Source organism: Pseudomonas oryzihabitans NBRC 102199 (assembly GCF_000730625.1).
GTDB lineage: Bacteria > Pseudomonadota > Gammaproteobacteria > Pseudomonadales > Pseudomonadaceae > Chryseomonas > Chryseomonas oryzihabitans.
On record NZ_BBIT01000002.1, the window covers coordinates 700,188 to 722,086 of the forward strand.

Annotated in this window: 20 protein-coding genes and 1 pseudogene; 16 read left to right on the top strand and 5 right to left on the bottom strand. The window is 65.2% G+C overall.

All coding sequences use genetic code 11. From position 1 onward, the window contains the following. The first annotated feature begins 216 nt into the window (after positions 1-216). From POR01S_RS04675 to POR01S_RS04720, 11 genes and pseudogenes are all read left to right on the top strand, one after another. Entirely contained in the window at positions 217-1,758 is a 1,542-nt protein-coding gene (locus tag POR01S_RS04675) for an ABC transporter substrate-binding protein (RefSeq protein ID WP_042134074.1), read from the top strand. After that, entirely contained in the window at positions 1,755-2,690 is a 936-nt protein-coding gene (locus POR01S_RS04680) for an ABC transporter permease (RefSeq protein ID WP_042134076.1), read from the top strand. The genes POR01S_RS04675 and POR01S_RS04680 overlap by 4 nt, the downstream gene beginning before the upstream one ends. Beyond that, positions 2,687-3,508: an ABC transporter permease gene (locus tag POR01S_RS04685; protein WP_042134078.1), complete on the top strand. Its 822-nt coding sequence runs from the start codon at positions 2,687-2,689 to the stop codon at positions 3,506-3,508. The genes POR01S_RS04680 and POR01S_RS04685 overlap by 4 nt, the downstream gene beginning before the upstream one ends. Next, positions 3,505-4,977, top strand: a complete 1,473-nt coding sequence (locus POR01S_RS04690; protein WP_042134080.1) for an ABC transporter ATP-binding protein — start codon at positions 3,505-3,507, stop codon at positions 4,975-4,977. The genes POR01S_RS04685 and POR01S_RS04690 overlap by 4 nt, the downstream gene beginning before the upstream one ends. A 951-nt stretch (positions 4,978-5,928) precedes the next feature. Then, positions 5,929-7,236 carry an OprD family porin gene (locus tag POR01S_RS04695; RefSeq protein WP_255211794.1) on the top strand — a complete coding sequence of 436 codons (1,308 nt, stop codon included), beginning with the start codon at positions 5,929-5,931 and terminating at the stop codon, positions 7,234-7,236. 127 nt (positions 7,237-7,363) lie between these two features. After that, positions 7,364-8,134: pseudogene (locus POR01S_RS24220) on the top strand (MCP four helix bundle domain-containing protein); the annotation flags it as partial. 66 nt (positions 8,135-8,200) lie between these two features. After that, complete coding sequence (locus tag POR01S_RS24225) at positions 8,201-8,989, top strand: methyl-accepting chemotaxis protein (RefSeq protein ID WP_439709721.1); 789 nt, start codon at positions 8,201-8,203, stop codon at positions 8,987-8,989. Positions 8,990-9,266: 277 nt separating this feature from the next. Next, the gene (locus tag POR01S_RS04705; protein WP_037007037.1) at positions 9,267-9,479 is read left to right on the top strand and encodes a hypothetical protein; all 213 of its coding nucleotides are present in this window, start codon (positions 9,267-9,269) and stop codon (positions 9,477-9,479) included. 107 nt (positions 9,480-9,586) lie between these two features. Continuing rightward, positions 9,587-9,970: a response regulator gene (locus POR01S_RS04710; RefSeq protein WP_085982650.1), complete on the top strand. Its 384-nt coding sequence runs from the start codon at positions 9,587-9,589 to the stop codon at positions 9,968-9,970. A 94-nt stretch (positions 9,971-10,064) separates the two neighbouring features. Beyond that, on the top strand, positions 10,065-10,310 hold the full coding sequence (locus tag POR01S_RS04715) for a hypothetical protein (RefSeq protein ID WP_027599369.1): 246 nt from the start codon (positions 10,065-10,067) through the stop codon (positions 10,308-10,310). Beyond that, a complete protein-coding gene (locus POR01S_RS04720; protein ID WP_042134084.1) occupies positions 10,310-11,173 on the top strand; it encodes a formate/nitrite transporter family protein in 864 nt (287 codons plus the stop codon). The genes POR01S_RS04715 and POR01S_RS04720 overlap by 1 nt, the downstream gene beginning before the upstream one ends. 56 nt (positions 11,174-11,229) lie before the next feature. On the opposite strand, the gene fabI is transcribed toward POR01S_RS04720, so the two are convergent. The 3 genes from fabI to gloB form a co-directional block, all read right to left on the bottom strand. Then, positions 11,230-12,030: an enoyl-ACP reductase FabI gene (gene fabI / locus POR01S_RS04725; protein WP_042134086.1), complete on the bottom strand. Its 801-nt coding sequence runs from the start codon at positions 12,028-12,030 to the stop codon at positions 11,230-11,232. A gap of 194 nt (positions 12,031-12,224) precedes the next feature. Continuing rightward, positions 12,225-13,859 (bottom strand): lytic transglycosylase domain-containing protein, encoded by a 1,635-nt coding sequence (locus POR01S_RS04730; protein WP_156045007.1) that lies wholly within the window; start codon positions 13,857-13,859, stop codon positions 12,225-12,227. Between the two features lie 145 nt (positions 13,860-14,004). Beyond that, the gene (gene gloB, locus POR01S_RS04735) at positions 14,005-14,784 is read right to left on the bottom strand and encodes a hydroxyacylglutathione hydrolase (protein ID WP_042134090.1); all 780 of its coding nucleotides are present in this window, start codon (positions 14,782-14,784) and stop codon (positions 14,005-14,007) included. Between the two features lie 83 nt (positions 14,785-14,867). Here gloB and POR01S_RS04740 point away from each other — a divergent pair, with 83 nt between their 5' ends. The 5 genes from POR01S_RS04740 to nudC all read left to right on the top strand — a co-directional run bounded on the left by POR01S_RS04740 (position 14,868) and on the right by nudC (position 19,793). Then, a complete protein-coding gene (locus POR01S_RS04740; protein WP_007161712.1) occupies positions 14,868-15,644 on the top strand; it encodes a methyltransferase domain-containing protein in 777 nt (258 codons plus the stop codon). Further along, the gene (rnhA, locus tag POR01S_RS04745; protein WP_007161713.1) at positions 15,637-16,101 is read left to right on the top strand and encodes a ribonuclease HI; all 465 of its coding nucleotides are present in this window, start codon (positions 15,637-15,639) and stop codon (positions 16,099-16,101) included. Before POR01S_RS04740 ends, rnhA begins: the two co-directional genes overlap by 8 nt. 18 nt (positions 16,102-16,119) lie before the next feature. Continuing rightward, positions 16,120-16,854 carry a DNA polymerase III subunit epsilon gene (dnaQ, locus tag POR01S_RS04750; protein ID WP_027599364.1) on the top strand — a complete coding sequence of 245 codons (735 nt, stop codon included), beginning with the start codon at positions 16,120-16,122 and terminating at the stop codon, positions 16,852-16,854. Positions 16,855-17,268: 414 nt separating this feature from the next. Then, on the top strand, positions 17,269-18,969 hold the full coding sequence (locus POR01S_RS04755) for a FimL-related protein (protein WP_042134092.1): 1,701 nt from the start codon (positions 17,269-17,271) through the stop codon (positions 18,967-18,969). After that, entirely contained in the window at positions 18,966-19,793 is an 828-nt protein-coding gene (nudC, locus tag POR01S_RS04760) for an NAD(+) diphosphatase (RefSeq protein WP_042134093.1), read from the top strand. The genes POR01S_RS04755 and nudC overlap by 4 nt, the downstream gene beginning before the upstream one ends. Here nudC and POR01S_RS04765 read toward each other — a convergent pair. Together POR01S_RS04765 and pobA are read right to left on the bottom strand one after the other, a co-directional pair. Further along, on the bottom strand, positions 19,761-20,537 hold the full coding sequence (locus tag POR01S_RS04765; protein WP_042134095.1) for a TSUP family transporter: 777 nt from the start codon (positions 20,535-20,537) through the stop codon (positions 19,761-19,763). The genes nudC and POR01S_RS04765 overlap by 33 nt on opposite strands. A gap of 78 nt (positions 20,538-20,615) precedes the next feature. Further along, complete coding sequence (gene pobA, locus POR01S_RS04770) at positions 20,616-21,800, bottom strand: 4-hydroxybenzoate 3-monooxygenase (RefSeq protein ID WP_042134097.1); 1,185 nt, start codon at positions 21,798-21,800, stop codon at positions 20,616-20,618. Between the last annotated feature and the right edge of the window lie 99 nt (positions 21,801-21,899).

Sequence of the window (21,899 nt, forward strand, 5' to 3'; positions counted from 1 at the left end):
AGTGGCGCTTACCTAGGCCGTCGGCCAGGTAGATTCGGCGTTACCGCCTCTCCCCCGCGCCCCAGCAAAATCTCCAGCTGTTTCAAGATGTTGCCATCACCAGCTGGCCTTGGATTCTCACGAAAACGTTATGATATAACGTGCGCCTTCATTGGCTTGGCCGATGCCCAGCTGTCGGCGGCGGGTATCGGCGCTTTCGCTCTGCTAAGGACTGTCATGCCTGTATCCCGCTCCCTTCGCCTGGTGCTGACCGCTTCGGCCCTGGCGACCCTGGTCGCCTTCGTGCCACCGCTGTCCAGCGCTGAAGAACGCGTCTTCGACGTGGTCGGCCCTTTCGAGATCGGTGGGCTGGACCCGTCGATTTCCGGTTTCGTCTTCCAGCGCATGCAGATCACCGAGACCCTGCTCGAAGCCGATGCCCAGGGTAAGCCGATTCCCGGACTGGCAGAGCGCTGGACCGAATCGGCGGATGGCCTGACCTGGCGACTCGCCCTGCGCCAGGGGGTGAAATTCCATGACGGCAGCGCGCTCACGGCCAAGGCCGCGGCGGCTGCCCTCGATGCGGCGCGGGGCAAGCCGGGGGTGCTCAAGCAGGCGGGCATCGAGTCGGTCATCGCCGAGGGCAACGAAGTGGTGATCCGGCTGGCGAAACCCTTCAAGCCCCTGCTGGCACTGCTGGCGCATTCCTCCACCAATATCCTGGCGCCGGCCGCCTATGACGCCGAAGGCAAGGTGCAGAAGATCATCGGCACGGGGCCGTACCGGCTGACCCTGCTGGAACCGCCGCAGCGCCTGGCCGCCGAACGTTTCGAAGGCTACTGGGGCGCCAAGCCGGAGATCGCCCGGACGACCTACCTGGCCGCCGGCCGCGGTGAGACCCGCACCCTGATGGCCGAGAGCGGCGATGCCGAGCTGGTGTTCCAGCTCGACCCGCCCAGCATCGCCCGCCTCAAGCGCTCCAGCAGCCTAAAGGTGCTGATCGAGCCAGTCCCGCGGGTGGTGTTGCTGACCCCGAACTCCGGCGCTGGTGCCACGGCGCCGGTCGAGGTCCGGCAGGCGCTCAGCCTGGCCATCCAGCGCGACGGCGTCGCTGCCGCCGTGTTGCGGGCGCCGGGTACCGGGGCGACCCAGTTGTTCGCGAAGAACGTGCCCGCCTGGCACGACCCCGCGCTGGCGCCGCTCGCCTACGATCCGGCGGCGTCACGCAAGCTGCTGGCGGGGCAGGGTTGGACCCCCGGCGCCGATGGCATCCTGCAAAAGGACGGCACGCCACTCAGGCTCAAGCTGCTGACCTATTCCGACAGACCCGAGCTGCCGCTGATCGCCACCGCCCTGCAGGCACAGTTGCGCGAGGTGGGTGTGGACGTGGAGGTCGCGGTGCAGAACTCCAGCGCCATCCCGGCCGCGCACAACGATGGGTCGTTGCAACTGGCGCTCTATGGCCGCAACTTCGCCCTGGTGCCGGATCCCCTGGTCACTCTGCTCAATGACTTCAGCCATGGCGGCGCCGAATGGGGCCCTCTGGGCTGGAAGAATCAGGCCTTCGACCAGGCCATGGCCGCCTTACTGGCTAGCGATGATCCAGCCGAGCAACAGCGTCAGCGCTATGCCGCCATGGCCCAGGTGCAAAAGGACCTGCCGGTGATTCCGGTGGCCTGGTACCGCCAGACGATGGCCGTCTCCAATGCCGTCGAAGGCGCTGCCATCGATCCCTTCGAGCGCACCTTCGGCCTGAGCACGCTGCGGTGGGCCCAATGACCCGGCTGCTCGCCTTTCGCCTGCTGCAGGCGGGCCTGGTCGCCCTGCTGGTGGGCGGTCTCACCTTCCTGTTCATGAACCTGCTGCCGGGCGATGCCGCCTACCGCATCGCCGCCGGACGCTACGGCTATGACCTGGTGGATACTGCCGCGGCCGAGGCGGTGCGGGCTGAGCTGAATCTGGATCAACCGTTGCTGTGGCGTTTCTTCGCCTGGATCGGCGATCTGCTGACCCTGGATCTCGGTCATTCGCCGGTCTCCGGCAAGCCGGTGATGGACGTCGTCGCCCACGAACTGGGCAGCTCCATCCGCCTGGCCATCGGCGCCGTGTGCCTGTCGCTGCTGCTGGGTCCGCCGCTGGGCGTGATGGCCGGTCTGTGCCCGGGCGGCCTGCTGGACCGCGGCCTGCTGGTGCTGACCACGGCGATCCGCGCACTCCCGCAATTCGTCCTGGGCGTGATCTTCGTGCTGCTGTTCGCCATCTCCTGGCAACTGTTCCCGGCGGCCGGTCACGGTACCTTCTGGCACAGCGTCCTGCCCACGCTGACCCTGGCGCTGGGGCTGGCTGCGGTATCGTCGCGGGTCGCCCGGGATGCCACGGTGGAGGTGGCCGCATCCGCCTACTACCGCTTCGGCCGCCTCAAGGGCCTGAGAGGCGCCGGCGTCTTCCTGCGCCACGGCCTGCGCAATATCGGCGTGCCGGTGGTGACCTACCTGGGCGTGCAGCTGGTGTATCTCATCGAAGGCGTGGTTGTGGTGGAGACGCTGTTCGCCTGGCCGGGCATCGGCCACGGCCTGGTGCACGCCATCGTCCAGCGCGATGTGCCCATGGTGCAGGGCACCGCCCTGGCGATGGGGCTGCTGTTCGTCATCCTCAATACCCTGGTCGATCTTGCCAACCACCTGATCGATCCGCGTGGGAGAGCCTCATGAATCTCGACGCTACCGTCGCTTCGGCGGCGCCTCCGGTCAAATCCTCCGCGCGTGGGCTCGGCCTGGGTCTGCTGGCGGCCCTGATCGCCTTCGCCTTCCTCACTCCGCTGCTCTGGCCGGGCGACATCGCCCGTCAGGACTATGAGGCGATCCTCGCGGCGCCCAGCAGCGCCTATCCGCTAGGCACCGATCACCTGGGTCGCGACATGCTGGCGCGGCTGGCGGTCGCCATCCGCTTCTCGCTGGGGCTGGCCTTCATCAGCGTCTGCACCGCCGCCATTCCCGGCGTGCTGCTGGGCATCCTGGCCGCCTGGAAGGGCGGGCTGGTCGACAAGCTGCTGGGCGGCCTGGCCGAGCTGTTCCTGGCCCTGCCGGGCCTATTGCTGGTGCTGCTGATCGTCGCGGTGTTTCCCGGCTCCTTCGTCGCCCTCTACAGCGCCGTGGCCCTGGTGCTCTGGGTGGAGTACTTCCGCATGACCCGGGCGCTGGCGCGTACCGTGCTGGCCTCGCCGGCGGTGGCCGCCAGCGGGCTGCTGGGCTTCGGGCCCGTCTACATCGTCCGCCGCCATCTCTGGCCGCAGCTGGCGCCGGTACTCCTGACCATCGCCGCCTTTGGCGCGGCTTCGACCATCATGGCCATCGCCGCTCTGGGTTTCGTCAGCATCGGCGTACGCCCGCCCACCGCCGAGCTGGGACTGATGATCACCGAGTTGCTGCCCTATTACGCCGAGGCGCCGCTGGTGATCGCCCTGCCGATCCTGGCGATCTTCCTGACCGTGCTGTCGCTGCTGCTCATCACCGGAGGCCGCAAGCCATGACCGTCGCGCTCACCACCACGGCGCTGGAGATCCGTACCGCCGATACCCAGCTGGTGGAACCGCTGTCCATCCGCCTGGCGCCGGGCCAGGTCCTGTCGATCATCGGCGAGACCGGCTCGGGCAAGAGCCTGTTCGCCCAGGGCGTCGTCGGCAATCTGCCGGCGGGGCTAGAGGCTCACGGGCAGATAGGCCTGGCGGACGGCTTCAGCGAAGAAGGCCGCCAGAGCGGTCGCCGGGCGCATTGGGGCAGGGGGCTCGCGGTGCTGCCCCAGGAGCCCTGGCTGAGCCTGGACCCGACCATGCGGGCGCTGTCCCAGGTCGCCGAGACCTATACCCAGGTGGTCGGCATCGGTCGGACCGAAGCCCGCGACAGGGCCAGCGCGGATCTGGCGCGGCTGAACCTGGCCGGCGCCGAGCGCAAGTATCCCTTCCAGCTGTCCGGTGGCATGGCCCAGCGCCTGGCCTTTGCCGCCACCCATGCCGGTGGCTCGCCGGTGCTGATCGCCGACGAGCCCACCAAGGGGCTGGATCGCGACCGCATCGACGAGGTCATCGACCTGCTCAAGGCCATGCTCGCCGAAGGCGGCAGCCTGCTCATCATCACCCACGACCTGGAAGTGGCGCGCCGGCTGGGTGGCGAGGTGATGATCATGCTCAAGGGACGGGTCATCGAAGCCGGTCCGGCCGAGCAGGTGCTGGGCCAGCCGCAGCATGCCTATACCCGCCAGCTGCTGGCCGCCGATCCCGCGCGGTGGCCAAGACGTCCGTCGCGGCCCCTTACCGGCGAAGCCGTGGTCGCGGTGGAAGGGCTCGCCGCCCAGCGCGGTGGCAGGCAGCTGTTCGAGGAGTTGTCCTTTACCGTCCGGCCCGGGGAAATCCTCGGCGTGACCGGGCCGTCGGGCTGTGGCAAGTCGACCCTGGGCGACATCCTGCTCGGCCTGGCCACACCCGGCGCCGGGACGATCCGCCGTCAGCCGGGGCTCGGTCGCTTCGCCTTTCAGAAGCTGCACCAGGATCCGGTGGCCGCCTTCGCACCCTCGGTGACCATCCGCCAACTGCTAACGGATCTGGTGCGACTGCATCGGCTGGATGCGACGCGCATCGGTCGGCTGATGCAGCGCCTGCGCCTCGACGAGCGCCTGCTGGATCGACTGCCCGGCAACATTTCCGGCGGTGAGCTGCAGCGCTTTTCCCTGCTGCGGGTGCTCCTGCTCGATCCGGCGCTGATCTTTGCCGACGAGCCGAGCTCGCGGCTGGATCTCATCACCCAGAAGGAGATGATCGAGCTGCTGGTTGAAACCGCCGATGAATCCGGAACCGCCATCCTCCTGGTCAGCCATGACGAGGACCTGGTGAATGCCGTCGCCGATCGGCGTATCCATCTGGCAGATCCGGTGCTTGCGCGGAGTCTGGTGGATCGGCAATCCCGTTCCAGGGTGATGGAGGTGGTCTCCACCGCTCAGGAATAGGGTTTTCGCCGGCATCCCTCGGCGCCGGCTTCACCCTCCCAGCCAAGAGCGCCTCCTGACACCCGGCGGCCACAGTCGCGTGTTGCGTGCAACGGCCGTGGCTAACAGCCCTGGGTAGCGGGCAGGAGGTGGCCACACCCTGCTTCGAGCGCCGCAGATTCAACTTGGTATTACTTTATTGCAAGTTGCCGGTAATGCGCTTTGGGTCAGTTTGAGCGGAATTTCGGTTGGCGGCACAATCACTGGGCGACTTGATCTAGGTTTTTCGTCGACCTTTGTTTGGTTGGGGCTTCCACTGCGAAGTTCGTAAGTTTCCGCTGTTCAATTAAGGCATTCTTATAATACGTCCGCTTTTTATCGTCAGTGCTAGTTGGTTGTCAGCGGCTGTTGGCGCTAAAAGCCTTGGTGTCTCAAATTTCCAAATTTGAATTTTGAGTGAAAGAGCGCCTTATTACTTGACGCATGCTGAAAAGAAAAAGCAGCATTATGCATCCCTTGTAGACGTGCCCCTGTTGCCAATCGACTGCAAGGCGGTGTTCGTACAAGAGAACGCTCTAGCAATGAAGTTCATGTGACGACTGATTTCTACACCCTTGGTTGGGCAAGAGTACGAAAGTTTATGTGGCCCAGTTTGGCAAGGGCCTCAAGTTCTAGCGAAGGCTTGAATAAGTCAGCCTGCAACTCCGCTTTTTGGCGCTAAGGAACTGATGATTCTTATATCCGCAGTCTTTTCTTTCTGGTAGTCGATTCGCCAGCGCCATGACCTGATTTCAGAGTCCGTACTGGGGAGTGCGGACTCTCTTCAACGCGCATATCAAGCCACGCCGGTGCGGCTCTGCTTTCCGGCGCGCGTCTGGCTGCGCGTCTTCAACCACTAGTAGTCGCCGACAATGAATAGGGGAAGTTATGCAAAGCTCGCGTTATCAGAAAGGAGCTATATCCAATAGCCCTTTGACCAGTTTCAGCCGATTCTTCGGCCCCTGGACGCTTGGGGTGGTGGGCGGCTGTACGCTGCTGCTTGGCTGCAAGGCAGCCTTCGCCGAGGGCTTGGTTGACGACAGCAAACTGGTGCTGACGGTACGCAACTTCTACTTCAACAGTGACCGCGCCAACGGACGGGCGAACCAGGAAGACTGGACTCAGGGTTTCCTGCTGGACTATCAGTCAGGGTTCACGCCGGGCCCGGTGGGGGTCGGGGTCGATGCCTTCGGTTACCTGGGCCTCAAGCTCGATGCCGGCCCGGGGCGCCGTGGCACCGGTAACTTGCCCGTCCATGCCGGGAACGAGCCGGCTGACGAATATTCCCGTGCCGGCGCTGCGCTGAAGCTGCGTCTGGGCAATACCGTGGTGCGCTATGGGCAACAGGCGCCCACGGCGCCGGTGTTCGCCATCAGCACCAGTCGCCTGCTGCCGCAGACCGCCACGGGTTGGAGCCTGCTCAGTAACGACGTGACGGATCTGTTGCTGGAGGCAGGGCATTTCACCTCTTCCACCGATCAGGTCAGCACCAACCGCAACGGGGATCTCTGGGCCGGATACGCACGGCAGCGCGCCGATCACATCGATTTCGCCGGTGGCAAGTACAGCCCGGTCAAGGGCGTCAGCCTGTCGCTCTATGCGGCGCAGCTGGATGACATCTGGAACCAGTACTACGGCAACCTGAATCTGGTGAAGGCGCTGTCCGGCACCCAGGCGCTGACCTTCGATGCGAATCTCTATCGTACGCGGGATACCGGAGCGGCCAAGGCGGGTCCCATCGACAATACCTCCTATAGCCTGGCCACCGCCTTCAGCCATGGGCCGCACACCTTCACCCTGGGCTGGCAGCAGATCCATGGTGATACGCCGTTCGACTATGTGGCCCTGGGCGACAACGACCGCCTGGGCGGCGGAATCTTCCTGGCCAACGCCGTCATGCTCTCCGATTTCAATGCCCCGGGCGAACGCTCCTGGCAGGCGCGCTACGATCTCAACTTCAAGACGCTCGGCGTGCCCGGCCTCAGCCTCATGACTCGCTACCTTGAGGGCAGTGGTATCGATGGCCGTGATCTGCCGGCCAACAGTGCCTATCGCGGGCTCTATGGCGCCGACGACCACGAGCACGAAATCGACCTGGAGGGTCGCTACGTGCTGCAGTCGGGCGCGGTCAAGGGGCTGTCGATCCGGGTCCGCCAGGCCTGGCACCGCGGCTCGCCATCCACCGGCGGTTCGGTCAATCAGCTACGGGTCATCCTCGACTATCCGCTGCAATTGCTCTGACGCTACCGTCCTCCAAATGGACGCCGCAACCGCTGGCAAGCGGTTCGCGGCCGTCCGTCGCCCCTGGCTTAAGGGGGCACCGCTGCGCCGATATCCCTAATAGTCATTTTATCAGGGATGCCCACCCATGAATCTTCGCAGCCTGAACGTCGCGCCCCGCGCCGTGCTGTTCTTTTCCGTGATCGTCCTGATCGTCTTCGCCCTCGGCGGCGTCGCCGTGGTGCAGATGGGCAAGCTGTACGATGCGGAACAGGAGGTGGAGACCAATTGGCTGCCGGGCAACCAACTGGCGGCGAAGATGAGTGGCGGATTGCTGCGGCTGCGCCTGGAAAGCCTCAGGGCCACCACCACGCCGGATCCGCAGCTGCGGGCCCAGACCGTCGCGGCCTTCCCCGGCTATCGCGAGGCCTTCTTCACCGCGGTCAAGGACTACGAAAGGACCGTGGCCGACGCTGAAGATCGCCAGCTGTACGCCGCCGTGGTCAAGGGCGCCGAAAGCTACCGGACACTGCTGGATACCTTCGAGCCCAAGCTGCGCGCGGGCGACAACGAAGGCGCCATCGCCCTGATCAACACCTCGATCCGTCCGCTCACCAACGCGCTGGAAAAGACCATCGCCGAGCTGAACGCCTTCAACGAGCGTGGTGCCAAGGCCGCTGGGCAGGCGGCCGGCGCCACCTATGCCAACGGCCTGCTCTGGGTCTATGGGCTGATCGGCCTGACCATAGCGGCCACCGTCGTGCTGGCCGCGCTGCTGATCCGCAGCATCACCCTGCCGGTGGGCGAAGCCCTGCGCATCGCCCAGCGGATCGCGCGCAAGGACCTCACCGAGCGCATCACCGTGGTCGGTCGTGACGAGGCTGCGGGGATGTTGCAGGCGCTGGCCCAGATGCAGGGCAATCTGCGCGACACCGTTTCCCATATCGCCGACAGCTCGACCCAGCTGGCGTCCGCAGCGGAAGAAATGACCGCGGTGATCGATGAAGCCGGGCGCGGTTATGTGCGGCAGAACGACGAGGTCAATCAGGCTGCCAGCGCCGTGACCGAGATGAGTTCGGCGGTGGAGGAGGTCGCGCGCCACGCCGCCGATGCGGCCAGCACCTCGCTGCATACCCAGACCCTGACCAGCGATGGCCTGGACAAGGTCACCCGCACGGTCCAGTCGATCGAGGCACTGGCGCAGAACGTGGCCAGTACCAGTGAGCAGATCCAGGCCCTGTCCTCCCGTGCCCAGGACATCAACGCCGTGGTCGAGGTCATTCGCGGCATCGCCGAGCAGACCAATCTGCTGGCGCTGAACGCCGCCATCGAGGCGGCCCGGGCGGGCGAGCAGGGCCGTGGCTTCGCCGTGGTCGCCGACGAGGTACGGGCGCTGGCCCATCGTACCCAGCAGTCGACTCGCGAGATCGAGCAGATGATCGGCGCCATCCAGAGCGATTCGTCGCTGGCCGTAAAGGCCATGGCCGAAAGTCAGCAACTGGCGGGCGAGTCCACCTCGGTCGCCCAGTTGGCCAATGTGTCCCTGGAACAGATCGCCGCATCCATCTCCCAGATCAACGACCGCAATGCGGTCATTGCCACCGCCGCCGAGGAGCAGGCCCAGGTGGCCCGCGAAATCGATCGCAACATCACCAGCATCCGCGACCTGGCGACCCAGAGCGCGACCGGAGCCACCCAGACCGCCAGCGCCAGCGCCGAGGTCTCCAAGCTCGCCACCGGACTGAATCGCGTGGTGCGGGAATTCGCCGTCTGACCTGGCAACTTCGCGCCGTTCCCGCCGAGCCTGGGCGAGAACGGCGCGACGCCTCCCGCTGCATCTTTGACTCGGTCACCCATGCTGCAATAGCCTGACTACTACCCGCCGTGCGGCACTCCTCCAGGCGGCGGCAGGGCCTCTGGCACGCCCGCTCGGCGCTGGCACACCCGCCAGACTGTCTTTAGTATCCCGTTACATCGCCTCTGGCATCCGGTAGAGAACGAATCGGCGCTTGGCCTGCCTAAACAGTGTCCAATCAACCCGGAGTCCTACCATGAACGCGAAGAAAATCTCTGCCCTGATGTTTGCTGGTCTGATCGCCGCCAGTGGCGCTGCCTTCGCCACCGAAGGTGCAGGCAATCCGCCGAAGGCCAACAGCGCCGGTATGGGCACCCCGGCGGGTCAGAAGACCGGTGAAGGCGCAGGCGCCGCTACCGGTGCTGGCAAGACCACGCTCAACGAGCAGGGCCAGAAGCAACAGCAGTAAGGTCGAAGGGTCGCTGGCACCGCCGGCGACCCTGAACCTGCGTCTAGAATGGAACTTTACAGGCCCCTTGTGTCCAAGGGAGCCGAGCGTGTGGGTACAGGGGTCAGATGGTGAGTGCGGAACAGAGCAAGGTTGTCCTGGTCGTCGAGGATGAGCCGCAGATTTTGATGATTCTTGCGGATTATCTTTCCGAACTGGGCTACACCGTCCTGCAAGCCCCCTCGTCGCTCGAAGCCTTCCGGATCCTGGCCGGGCGGCCACGGCTGGATCTGCTGATCACCGATTTCCGTCTGCCCGACGACGTGTCCGGCGTGATGATCGCCGAGCCGGCGCTCAAGCTGCGCCCCGACCTCAAGGTCCTCTTCATCAGCGGCTATCCCGCCGAAATCATCGACACCGGTTCGCCGTTGCTGGGCAAGGTCCCGCTGCTGACCAAGCCTTTCTCGCTCGAGCGTCTCCACCTCCAGGTGCAGAAGCTGCTCGGCGCCTGATCCTCGCCATCGCCACAGATCGTTTTCCTGCCTGGGCAGTCTATTGATCAGGTGCGACCAGTCCGGTCGCCTCAGGTTGGAGACATCGGCGTCCATGGCTATCAAGCATTTCGATCATCACGAAGCGATCTCGTCTGCCGTTCCGGCTGAACAGGGTTTTGAAGCGGTCATCGCCGTCAAGGCGCGGCGCGATGACGCCCGCCCGACCTTTCACAAGGTCGCCACCGAACGGCATTTCGATCTGGCCTCCGAGGCGGAAGAAGCCGCTGATGCCGCGCTCAATCGGGTGACGGAAATCGGCGAGAACGATGAGCTTCTCTGGGACGAGCAGGCCGTCTGATGAAGAGAGACCAGGAGCAGGGCGAAGAACCTCGACAGACCCAGGAATCCACTCCGGAAGATCCGGAGCTGAGTCGTGAAGAGGAGGAGGATGTCGGCGAGAGTCAGCTGCCTCGCGCGGTGGTTCTCCACGAGATCATCCGCACCCAGGGTGATCATGAACTGGAGCGGACGATCGCAGCGTTGTTCTGGTCGGCACTAGCGGCCGGTTTGACCATGGGCCTGTCGTTGATGGCGATGGGATTGCTCAATGCCAACCTCCCCGAGGGTGGCTACAGCAAGGTCATTGCCAGCTTTGGCTATTCGGCCGGCTTTCTGGCGGTGATCCTGGCTCGTCAGCAGCTGTTCACCGAAAACACGCTTACGGCAGTCCTGCCGGTGATGAGCGAACCAACGCTGCACAACTTTGGCCGTCTGGCCAGGCTGTGGAGCATCGTGTTGGTGGGCAACCTGATCGGTACCATCCTGGTCGCCTACGTGATCCTCCATCTGCCGCTGTTCGACGCCAAGACCGACGCGAAATTTCTGGAAATCGGCACCCATGTCATGGAGAACGACGCCTCGGCGATGTTTGCCAAGGGCATAGTGTCGGGCTGGATGATCGCGACCATGGTCTGGATGCTGCCAGCGGCAGAGAACGCCAGGATCTGGATCATCGTGCTCATCACCTACCTGATGGCCCTGGGTGACTTCACCCACATCGTGGTGGGTAGCGTCGAGGTGGCCTATCTGGTCTTCGCAGGTGAGGCGAGCTGGAGCGATTTCCTGCTGACCTTTGCCGGACCGACCTTGGCCGGTAACATCGTCGGCGGTAGCCTGATCTTCGCGCTGATCAGCCACGCCCAGGTGCGTAGCGATACCTGAACGCAAAAGGGCCGGCAAATTGCCGGCCCTTCGCAGTGATCAGGTAGCTGCCGCGATCACTCGTCGTCGTTCAGCTGACCCATGGCGGTGGTGTTGAAGCCACCGTCGACGTAGAGGATCTCGCCGCTGATGCCCGACGCCAGGTCGGAGCAGAGGAAGGCGCCGGCATTGCCAACTTCGTCGATGGTCACATTGCGACGCAGGGGCGTCTGGCGCTCGTTGGCGGCCAGCATCTTGCGGAAGCTCTTGATGCCCGAGGCGGCCAGGGTGCGGATGGGACCGGCGGACACGGCGTTGACGCGGGTGCCTTCCGGGCCAAGGCTGCCGGCCAGGTAACGGACGCCGGCCTCGAGGCTGGCCTTGGCCATGCCCATGACGTTGTAGTTGGGCATGGTGCGCTCGGCGCCCAGGTAGGACAGGGTCAGCAGGCTGCCGTTACGGCCGCGCATCATCTCGCGACCAGCCTTGGCCAGGGCGACGAAGCTGTAGGCGCTGATGTCGTGGGCGATCTTGAAGCCGTCACGGGTGGTCACGGCGGTGAAGTCGCCGTCCAGCTGGTCGCCCGGGGCGAAGCCGACCGAGTGGACGATGCAGTCCAGACCATCCCACTTCTTCGCCAGCGCGGCGAACACGGCTTCGATCTGGGCGTCGTCGGCAACGTCGCAGGGGAAGCACAGCTCTGGATTGGAACCCCAGCCCGCGGCGAATTCTTCGACGCGACCCTTGAGCTTCTCGTTCTGGTAGGTGAAGGCCAGCTCGGCGCCTTCGCGGTGCATGGCCGCGGCGATGCCGGAGGCGATGGACAGCTTGCTGGCGACGCCGACGATGAGAACGCGCTTACCGGCGAGAAATCCCATGGTTTTTTCCTCTTCTGTGTTGATTCCCGAGCAGCAGCCTTGGGCTGAGGTCCGGGTTGGGCAGGGCTCTGCGCAGGTCAGAGCGAGATCTTGGCCTGACTCCGCTAGGGGTCAGGCACGGGTGGGGCGGTAAGGTAGCAGGTCGATACCCGGGACAAAAGCGCTGGTTGACCGCTGCGGTGAGCGGTCACGCCTCAGTTGAGGAACAGCGTCAGGGTCTGACCGGGGGTCAGGGCGGAGGCGATGCGCGGATTCCAGTCCTGCAGCGCCTGCACGCCGATGTTGTAGCGCTTGGCGATCTGGTAGAGCGAATCGCCGGCCTTGACCCTGTAGTAGGTGGGCGCGGCCTTGGCGGTCTTGGTCGTCTTGGCCGCGGCCTGGGTGGTCTTGACGGTATAGGACGCCGGCATCGCCACGGCGGAGGCGCTGCTGCTGCCCGTGCCGTGCAGCTTCAGGGTCTCGCCGACCTTGAGGCCCCGCTTGCCGAGATCGTTCCAGCGCTTGAGGTCGGACAGTTCCACCTCGTTGGCCCGGGCGATGGACCAGAGGCTGTCGCCGGTCCGCACCTTGTAGGTCCGCACGACGGGCTCTTCGGCCACGGCGATGGTTTCCAGCGGGGTGGTGGTCTTGCCGGTCTCGCGGCGCGGAATCATCAGTTCCCGGCCTGCGGAGAGGCGGCTGCTGCTGCTGAGCTTGTTGAGAGCGGCGAGTTGCTCGACGCTCACGCGATTGCGCTTGGCCACGCTGCGCATGGTGTCGCCGCGGCGCACCTGGTATTCCTGCCATTGCACCACGGCGTCGGAGGCGATGTTGGGCAGGGTCGCGACCAGGCGCTTGGCCTTTTCCGCCGGCACCAGCAGGTGCTTGGGGCCGTCCATGGTCACGCGCTGGGTGTAGGCGGGATTGAGGCGATAGAGTTCGTTGGCATCCAGGTCCGCAAGCTCCGCCACCCGGGCCAGGTCCAGGTGCTGCTTGATGTCCACCACTTCGAAGTAGGGCTCGTCCGGGATGGATTCCAGGGCCAGGCCGTAAGCGTCCGGGTTGCGCACGATCTGGGAGACGGCGAGCAGCTTGGGCACGTAGTCCTGGGTTTCCGGAGGCAGCGACGACAGATTCCAGTAGTCGGTGGGCAGGCCCAGCGACTGGTTGCGCTCGATGGCGCGGCTGACCGTGCCTTCGCCGGCATTGTAGGCGGCCAGCGCCAGCAGCCAGTCGCCGCCGAACATGTCGTGCAGCTTGCTCAGGTAATCCAGGGCGGCATTGGTCGAGGCGGTGATGTCGCGGCGACCGTCATAGAAGCGGGTCTGGCGCAGATTGAAGTACTTCCCCGTGGTGGGGATGAACTGCCACAGCCCGGAGGCGGCGCTGCGTGAGAGGGCATTGGGGTTGAAGGAGCTTTCCACCACCGGCAGCAGGGCCAGTTCCAGCGGCATGTTGCGCTCTTCCAGGCGCTCGACGATGTAATGCAGATAGGGCGCACCGCGACTGCAGGACTGCGCAAGGGCGGCTTCGTGGCTGGCGTACCAGAGGCGCTGGCGATCGATGCGCGGGTTGGTGCCGTTGTCGCCGGCGCCCTGCAACTGATAGCCGTCCCGTACCCGGTCCCAGATGTCGCCACTGGTCGCTGCCGCGGTCGGCGCCTTGCGCAGCCATTCCGGCGGGCGCTGGATCTTGCTGGGCGTCATGTGCAGATCGGCCTGGTAGGCACGATTATCGGGCTGCTGATTGCTCTGACAGCCGGCGAGGAAGACGGCGAGGCAGAGCGCCGAGACTTTGAAGGAGGTGGCCAGCACGTCTATTTCGCGGGTTTTCGGCGTCGCTGGCGGCATCGGTCTGGGCTTTCCGGGAGCTGAAGGATGGGCGATTCTAGGAACCGCATCCCGGGGGGTCAAGGAACAACCCCTTGGCCTGTGACCTGTACGACGACCGAAAACCCTGGGTTTCAGCGCTCTGGCAGGATCTGGGCAATAGGTGTCAGAACGTGTCCTTCCAGCCGCGCAAGGCGGCGAAATAGGTATCCTCCGACGCCTCGGCCGGCACCGCGCGTTCTTCCTGCAGGCGTTGGCGCACGCTGCTTTCGCCGGTTCTCAGGAAGGGGTTGATCTGGCGTTCGCGGCCCAGGCTGGAGGGCAGGGTGGGGCGCTCGGCGTCCCTGAGTTGCCGGGTCTCGGCCAGGGCCTCCCGGACCGCGGCATTGTCCGGCTCCACTGCCTCGGCGAAACGCAGGTTGTTCAGGGTGTATTCATGGCCACAGTAGATTTCAGTGGCGTCCGGCAACTCGGCCAGGCGCTGCAGCGAGCTGAGCATCTGGCTGGGCGTGCCTTCGAAGAGGCGGCCACAGCCGGCCGAAAAGAGGGTATCGCCGCTGAACAGCAGGGGCCGCTCGCCAGGGACATGGAAGGCGATATGACCGGCGGTATGGCCAGGCACGCGCAGGACTTCGAAGCGCGTACCCAGCACCTCCAGTTGCTGGCCGTCGGTCAGCGGCAGATCGACCGCGGCGATGCGTTCGTCGGCTGGCGCGCTGACCCGGGCGCCGCTGCGCTGCTTGAGGGCGGCGATGCCACCGGTGTGGTCGTTATGATGGTGGGTGATCAGGATGTCGGAGAGGCGCCAGTCCGGATGGGCGTCGAGCCAGGCCAGGACGGGGGCTGCATCGCCGGGATCGACCACGACCGCCTGTCTTGTCGCGGCGTCCTTGATCAGCCAGATGTAGTTATCGTTGAAAGCGGGCAGCGGAAGGATGTCGAACATGGATGGGCTCTCTGGTCGGACGGCTGGCCCCTAGGGTAGCAGTCGGTGGAAGGGCTTAGGCTTCAGTATGAGAGGACCAGACGATGCACGATGAATTCTCCGCCCAGGTCGATCCGCGCTGGCTGAAATTGATGAGCTCGGCACGGGAATGGCTGGCCGGCCCGCTGGGCCAGTTGCTGCTGGAGCAGGAGCGGGTGCTGATCGACGAAGAGCTCAAGCGTCACTTCGGCAGCTATCTGATCCATTACGGTCCGCACCCCGAGGCGCCGGCCAATTGCGGCCAGCTCCGCCATGCGGTGCGCATCGGTCCGCCCCTGGGGGATGTCGACATCGTCTGCGAGGAGGGCGCCTGGCCGCTGGGTGAGCACGCCGCCGACGTGGTCCTCCTGCAACACGGTCTGGACTTCTCCCTGGCGCCCCATCGGCTGTTGCGCGAAGCAGCACTGAGCGTGCGCCCGGGCGGGCATCTGGTGGTGGTGGGCATCAACCCCTGGAGTCTCTGGGGCATGCGCCATTACCTGGCGCGGGATGCCCTGCGCAAGGCCCGTTGCTTTGGCCCCAGCCGGGTCGGCGACTGGCTCTCGGTACTGGGCTTCGCGCTGGAGAAACGCCGCTTCGGGTGTTATCGTCCGCCGCTTTCATCCCCCAAGTGGCAGCAGCGGCTGGCCTGGATGGAGCAGGGTGAGGCCGAACCCAACTGCGAACAGGCGGCGGGGGCGGGCTTCTATCTGCTGTCGGCGCGCAAGCTGATGTTCGGCCTGCGCCCCGTGCCCCAGGCGCGCAAGGAACCGCGTGGCAAGCTGGTGCCCATGCCGGTGGCCAAGATCAGCCGCCGCGAATCGAGTGAATCCAATGAGTGACGACATCGTCGAGGTCTTTACCGACGGCGCCTGCAAGGGCAATCCCGGCCCGGGCGGCTGGGGTGCCTTGCTGAAATTCAAGGGTGCGGAGCGCGAGCTCTGGGGTGGCGAAGCCAACACCACCAACAACCGCATGGAGCTGATGGCGGCCATCCAGGCGCTGGCGGCGCTCAAGCGCCCCTGCCAGATCCGCCTGACCACCGACTCCGAGTACGTGATGAAGGGCATCACCCAGTGGCTGGTGAACTGGAAGAAGCGCGGCTGGCAGACCGCCGCGCGCCAGCCGGTGAAGAATGCCGAATTGTGGCAGGCCCTGGACGAGCAGGTTCAGCGCCATCAGGTCGAGTGGCGCTGGGTGCGCGGTCACACCGGCCATCCCGAGAACGAGCGGGCCGACCAGTTGGCCAACCGCGGTGTCGATGAAGTCCGGCAGGCCAAGCAGGCCGCCAAGGCGTAACCAGCCAAGAGGTTAGCGATGAGATACGTAGTTCTGGATACCGAAACCACCGGCATGCCGGTGACCGATGGCCATCGAATCATCGAGATCGGTGGGGTGGAGGTCATTGGCCGGCGACTGACCGGGCGGCACTTCCATGTCTATCTCAATCCGGATCGGCAGATCGACGAAGGCGCCATCGCGGTCCACGGCATCACCGACGAATACGTTGCCGACAAGCCGCGCTTCGCCGAGATCGCCGACAGCTTTTTCGAATTCATCGAAGGCGCCGAGCTGGTCATCCACAACGCACCCTTCGACGTGGGCTTCATCAACATGGAGTTCGCCCGGCTGGGTGCCCATCCCGAGCGGGCCGACATCACCCAGCACTGCTCGGTGCTCGACACCCTGGTCATGGCGCGTGGTCGGCATCCCGGGCAGCGCAACAGCCTGGATGCGCTCTGCAAGCGCTATGGCGTAGACAACTCCAACCGCGAGCTGCACGGCGCCCTGCTGGACGCCGAGATCCTCGCCGACGTCTACCTGGCCATGACTGGTGGCCAGACCAGCCTGTCGCTGGCTGCGCATGGTCAGGAAGGCAATGGCGATGGCAACTACGTCATGCCGATCCGGCGACTGCCGGCCGATCGCCAGCGCACTCGCGTGATCAATGCCAGCAGCGCCGATCTCGATGCCCATGCGGCGCGCATGGCGGCCATCGAGAAGAGCTGTGGCCGGACCCCGCTCTGGCTGGCGGGCGCCGGAGCCGAATAACGCCTTCCTCCCTTCTCCCCAGCGCCCGGTCAGTGCCTGACCGGGCGTTCGCGTTCGTCCGAATAAGCTGAAAGACCTCACAATTTTCAGCTATTGTTCAACTAAGATGCTGCAGGCTGGTCATTTGAGCCCGCATGAAGCCTCGAATTTCGAATTGCGCGGAACTTTATTGGTTCCTGAAAATCATATGACGATTCGGAATTATCGCTTCGCTTTTGTGGATTTACAGGTCTAGCGTTCCAGAGCAAGGTTCCCTGGCGTGGCGTGAGGTCGAATCCCCGTCCGCCTGGAATGATTAGTGTGGCCCGGTCAGGAAGACGCAGGTACCTAGGCTCCAGTTGGAATAGCAAGCCTTTCTTCCCGTTTTAAAATGGCGTTGGCGAGGTTGTAATGGCGCAGGAGGCGTAAGGCACTATGGTGACCGGAGCAAGAGCTTTGAGCTTGGTCCGCGAACAGCTGTTCGCGACCATAGAGGAAGCTGAATGCCATCTTGAACGATTCATCGTCGAGCGGCACTGCAGCAGCCTGTTGCAGCGCGCGGTCGAGAGTATCGGCCAGATTCGCGGCGCCCTGACGCTGATCGAGCTGGCAGGCGCCCAGTTGCTCGCCCATCAGACGCTGCAGATTGCCAACGACATCCCGGCCGGCGCCGGTCCCGAGCATGACGAGCACCTCATGGCGATCTGCCGTGGGCTGCATGTCCTGCGCCGCTATCTCGAACAGCTGCGCAGCGGCCAGGACGAGATGCCCGAATTGCTGCTGCCGGCGATCAATGCCCTGCGCCTGGCGGGCGGCGAACCCGAACTCCCGGAAAGCTATTTCTTCAGTGTCCGCCTCGATCAGCGCCCGCTGATCAGCGCCACCACGCGCCTCGGCCTGCGCGAGCGTCAGGCCCAGGCACGCCGGATGCGCCAGATGTACCAGGTCGGCCTGCTCGGCTTCCTGCGCGACGTCAATGGCGTGGCCAGTCTGCGCCTAATGGCGCGGGCGCTGGAGCGCTCCGCGGCGCTGCTGCACGATCAGGTCGGCGGCTACCTGCCCTGGGTCGCCGCGGCTACCGTCGAGGGCTTCGCCCAGGGTCGCCTGACCGCCACCCGTGAACGCAAGCAGCTATTCGCCCGGGTCGATCGCGAATTGCGCCAGATGCTGGGTAACGAATTGCACGAGCCTGCGCGCAGCACTCTCAAGGAATTGCTGTATCTGCTGGCGCTGGCCGGTGTCGAGGGTGCCCATCCGCAGGAAGTCATGAATGCCTACGGTTTCGAGCGACTGGGTTTCACCGACGCCCAGCTCGAAGCCGGCAAGAAGCGTCTCGCCGGTCCGGGCCATGCCGTGATGCATTCGCTGTCGGCCGCCATCCGCGAAGAGCTGGAGACGGTCAAGGACCTGATCGATCTCATTGAAACCGAGTTGCGCAACGGCGCCGAGCAGAATCGGCTGCCACGCTCCGACAACTTTTCCCGGCTGTATGTCCAGGTCGGCCTGCTCGGCAAGACGCTGGAGATGGTTGGCCAGGAGAATGCCGGCCAGGTCCTGCAGCAGTGCCTGCCGAACATATCCCAGTTCCGCGACAAGTCCCTGGTGCTGGACGATCTCGCGCCCCTGGCCGATGCCCTGCTGCTGGTGGAAAGTCTGCTGGGCCAGCCCGAAGGGCAGGGCTCGCTGATCGACGTGCCGCTGGAAGCCGATGGCGTCCAAGTCAGTGTCGCCAATTACCAGCTGGGCGAAGCCCAGGCGCTGTTGCATCGGGAAGCCTACAAGGGCCTGACCGACGCCAAGCGCGCCATCGGTGCCTTCCTCGATTCGCGGGGCGACGCCCTGCACCTGGCCACCGTGCCGGCGCTGCTGGATACCGTCCGCGGGGCGTTGTTCTTCCTGGGCAATCCCCGGGCGGCCGAGCTGGTGCGTGCCTGCACCGGTTACATCCAGCGCTGCCTGATCGAGGGCGGCCAGGCCTGTGAGCCGGCGACCCTCGAGGTGCTGGCGGATGCCCTCAGCAGCATCGAATTCTTTGTCGAAAGCGGTGGCACCGAGAGTCAGGACGGTACCCCGGAAATCCTCGATATCGCCGCGCAAAGCATTCGCGCCCTGGGCTGGACCTCGGCTGCGGCATGAGTGTCTGGCAGCCCGGCTGGTTCCAGACTGCCCAAACCTCTGGCGGTTGGCTGGTCGTCCATAGCGGCCAGGCGTTTCTGACCTCGGGGGCGGACGTGCTCTTCGCCAGCGACGATCCGCGGGTGCAGGGATTCGAAGGAGAGCGCCACGGCCTCGGCCAGTGGCAGGCCCAGCCGGTCACCCTGCTCGAACTGGATATCCCGCCGGACATAGAGGGCTGCGTCTGGCAACCCTTGCGGCCGCTGATGCTGCAATCGCCCCATGCGCTGTTCAAGTTGCTGGGCTATGCCAATCAGATCGGGACCTGGGCACGCCAGCATCGCTTCTGCGGACAGTGCGGTACCCGCACCTTCGCCCTCGATGGCCAGCGCGGCCTCAAATGCCCGAATTGCCAGCTCACCCAGTATCCGCGCCTGTCGCCGAGCATGATCGCCCTGGTCACGCGCGGCGACGAGGTACTACTGGCGCGGTCGCCCCGTTTCGCGCCCGGGGTCTTCAGCACCCTGGCCGGCTTCGTCGAGCCGGGCGAGTCGGCGGAGGCCTGCGTGCACCGGGAGATCATGGAAGAGGTGGGCGTTTCGGTCACCAACCTGCGCTACCAGGGCAGCCAGAACTGGCCCTATCCGCATTCCCTGATGCTGGGCTATCACGTCGATTACCTGAGCGGCGACATCCAGTGCCAACCGGATGAAATCGAAGATGCCCGCTGGTTCCACCTGCGCGAGTTGCCGACGCTGCCGCCGGCCTTTTCCATCTCGCGCTTTCTGATCGATCGCTATCGGGTCGAGCGCCTAGGCGGCGCTGAACCAGTGCTGCCAGATTAGCTTGACGGTCAGCGCCAGCACGACGCAGATGAACACCGGGCGGATGAACTTGGCGCCGCCGGCGATGGCGCTGCGCGCACCCAGGTAGGCCCCGAGCGTCAGCGACAGACCCATGGTCAGCCCCAGCACCCAGAGCACCTGTCCCAAGGCGATGAACATCACCAGGGCGACCCCGTTGCTGACGAAATTCATGGTGCGCGCCACGCCGCTGGCCTTGAGCAGATCCAGGGGATAGAGCAGCAGGCTGCTGACCGTCCAGAAGGCGCCCGTACCAGGCCCGAACAGGCCGTCGTAGGCACCCAGCGTCATGCCCTGGGGCCATTGGCGCCGTTGCGGCACGGGCGCATCGCTGAGCACCGGTGCCTTGGGCGTGCCGCCGAACAGCAGATAGAGGGCGCAGCTGAACACCACGACCGGCAGCAGCTGATTGAGGAAGTCCGCGGAGAGATGGTGGGCGACCAAGGCGCCGATCCCCGCACCGAGGGCCGTAGCCAGCAGCGCATGCCGCCACTGACGGGGATGGAACAGCTTGCGGCGGTAGAAGGTGTAGGCGGCGGTAGCGCTGCCAAAGGTCGAGCTGAGCTTGTTGGTGCCGATCGCCAGATGGGGCGGCACGCCGGCCATCAGCAGCGCCGGCACCGTGAGCAGGCCGCCACCGCCGGCGATGGCGTCGATGTAACCGGCGAGGAAGGCGACCCCGGCGAGCAGCGTCAGGGTCATGGGGTCCAGGGCGAATTCGAGCATGAGGGTAGGGCGCCAGGTGGAACGGGGGCGCCATCATGCATCAGACGCGCAGCCGTCACCACCTGCGGGCGACCTCGATCAATCCAGGGCGGGGAAGGGCAATCCGACGTAGTTTTCCGCGAGGGTCGTGCGACCCGCTCTGGAATCGAGCAGCGCCTGGAGTTCGGCGTCCTGCACCCGCTGGGTGAAGGCATCGGTATCCGGAAAACGGTGCAGGGCGGTGGTCATCCACCAGGAGAAGCGCACTGCCGCCCAGATCCGCTTCAGGCAGAGCGCCGAGTAGCGTTCGAGGCAGCTGGCGTCGCCGCTGCGATAGGCGCGTTCCAGCAGCAGGTGCAGATTGCGCACGTCGCCCAGGGCCAGGTTGAGTCCCTTGGCGCCGGTGGGCGGGACGATATGGGCGGCATCGCCGACCAGGAACAGCCGGCCGTACTGCATGGGTTCGACCACATAGCTGCGCAGCGGGGCGATGCTCTTTTCCAGCGAGGGACCGGTCACCAGCTGGGCCGCCGTCTCGGCCGGCAGGCGCGCCTTGAGTTCCGCCCAGAAACGCTCGTCCGACCAATTCTCCACCGCGTCCCCGGCTTCCACCTGCAGGTAGTAACGACTGCGGGTCGCGGACCTCATGCTGCATAGCGCGAAGCCTCGCGGGTGATTGACGTAGATGAGTTCGTCGGCGGCAGGCGGGGTGTCGCTCAGCAAGCCCAGCCAGCCGAAGGGATAGACCCGCTCGTATTCGGTGAGCACGCCGTCCGGGATGCTGCGGCGCGAAACGCCATGGAAGCCGTCGCAGCCGGCGATGTAATCGCAGTCGATGCGCAGCGTCTCACCGGCGACCTGGCAGGTGACATGAGGGCGCTCGCCCTTGAGTTCGTGGGGCTGGACCTCACTGGCCTGGTAGAAGGTAGGGGCGCCGCTGGCCTGGCGGGCGGCCATCAGGTCGCGGGTCACCTCGGTCTGGCCATAGACGGTGACGCAGCGTCCGCCCAGCAGATCGTTCAGGTCCAGTCGCTCGCGCTGGCCGTGGATGGCGAACTCCACACCTTCATGCACCTGGCCTTCCTGTTCCAGCCGCCCGGCGACGCCGGCCTGGCGTAGCAGATCGACCGTGCCCTGTTCGAGCACGCCGGCACGGATGCGGCTGAGTACGTGGTCGGCGCTCTGGCGCTCGACGATGACGTTGTCGATACCCGAGCGGGTGAGCAGCTGGCCCAGCAGCAGTCCGGAAGGGCCCGCGCCGATGATGACGACTTGGGTGCGCATGGAGTCTGTCCTCTTGTCTGGCGTGATCGCCGTTTATTATGGGGCTCCGGTATTTTTGGACGGTTTTCGCCGGTATCGACAGCGACCTTTGCGATACTT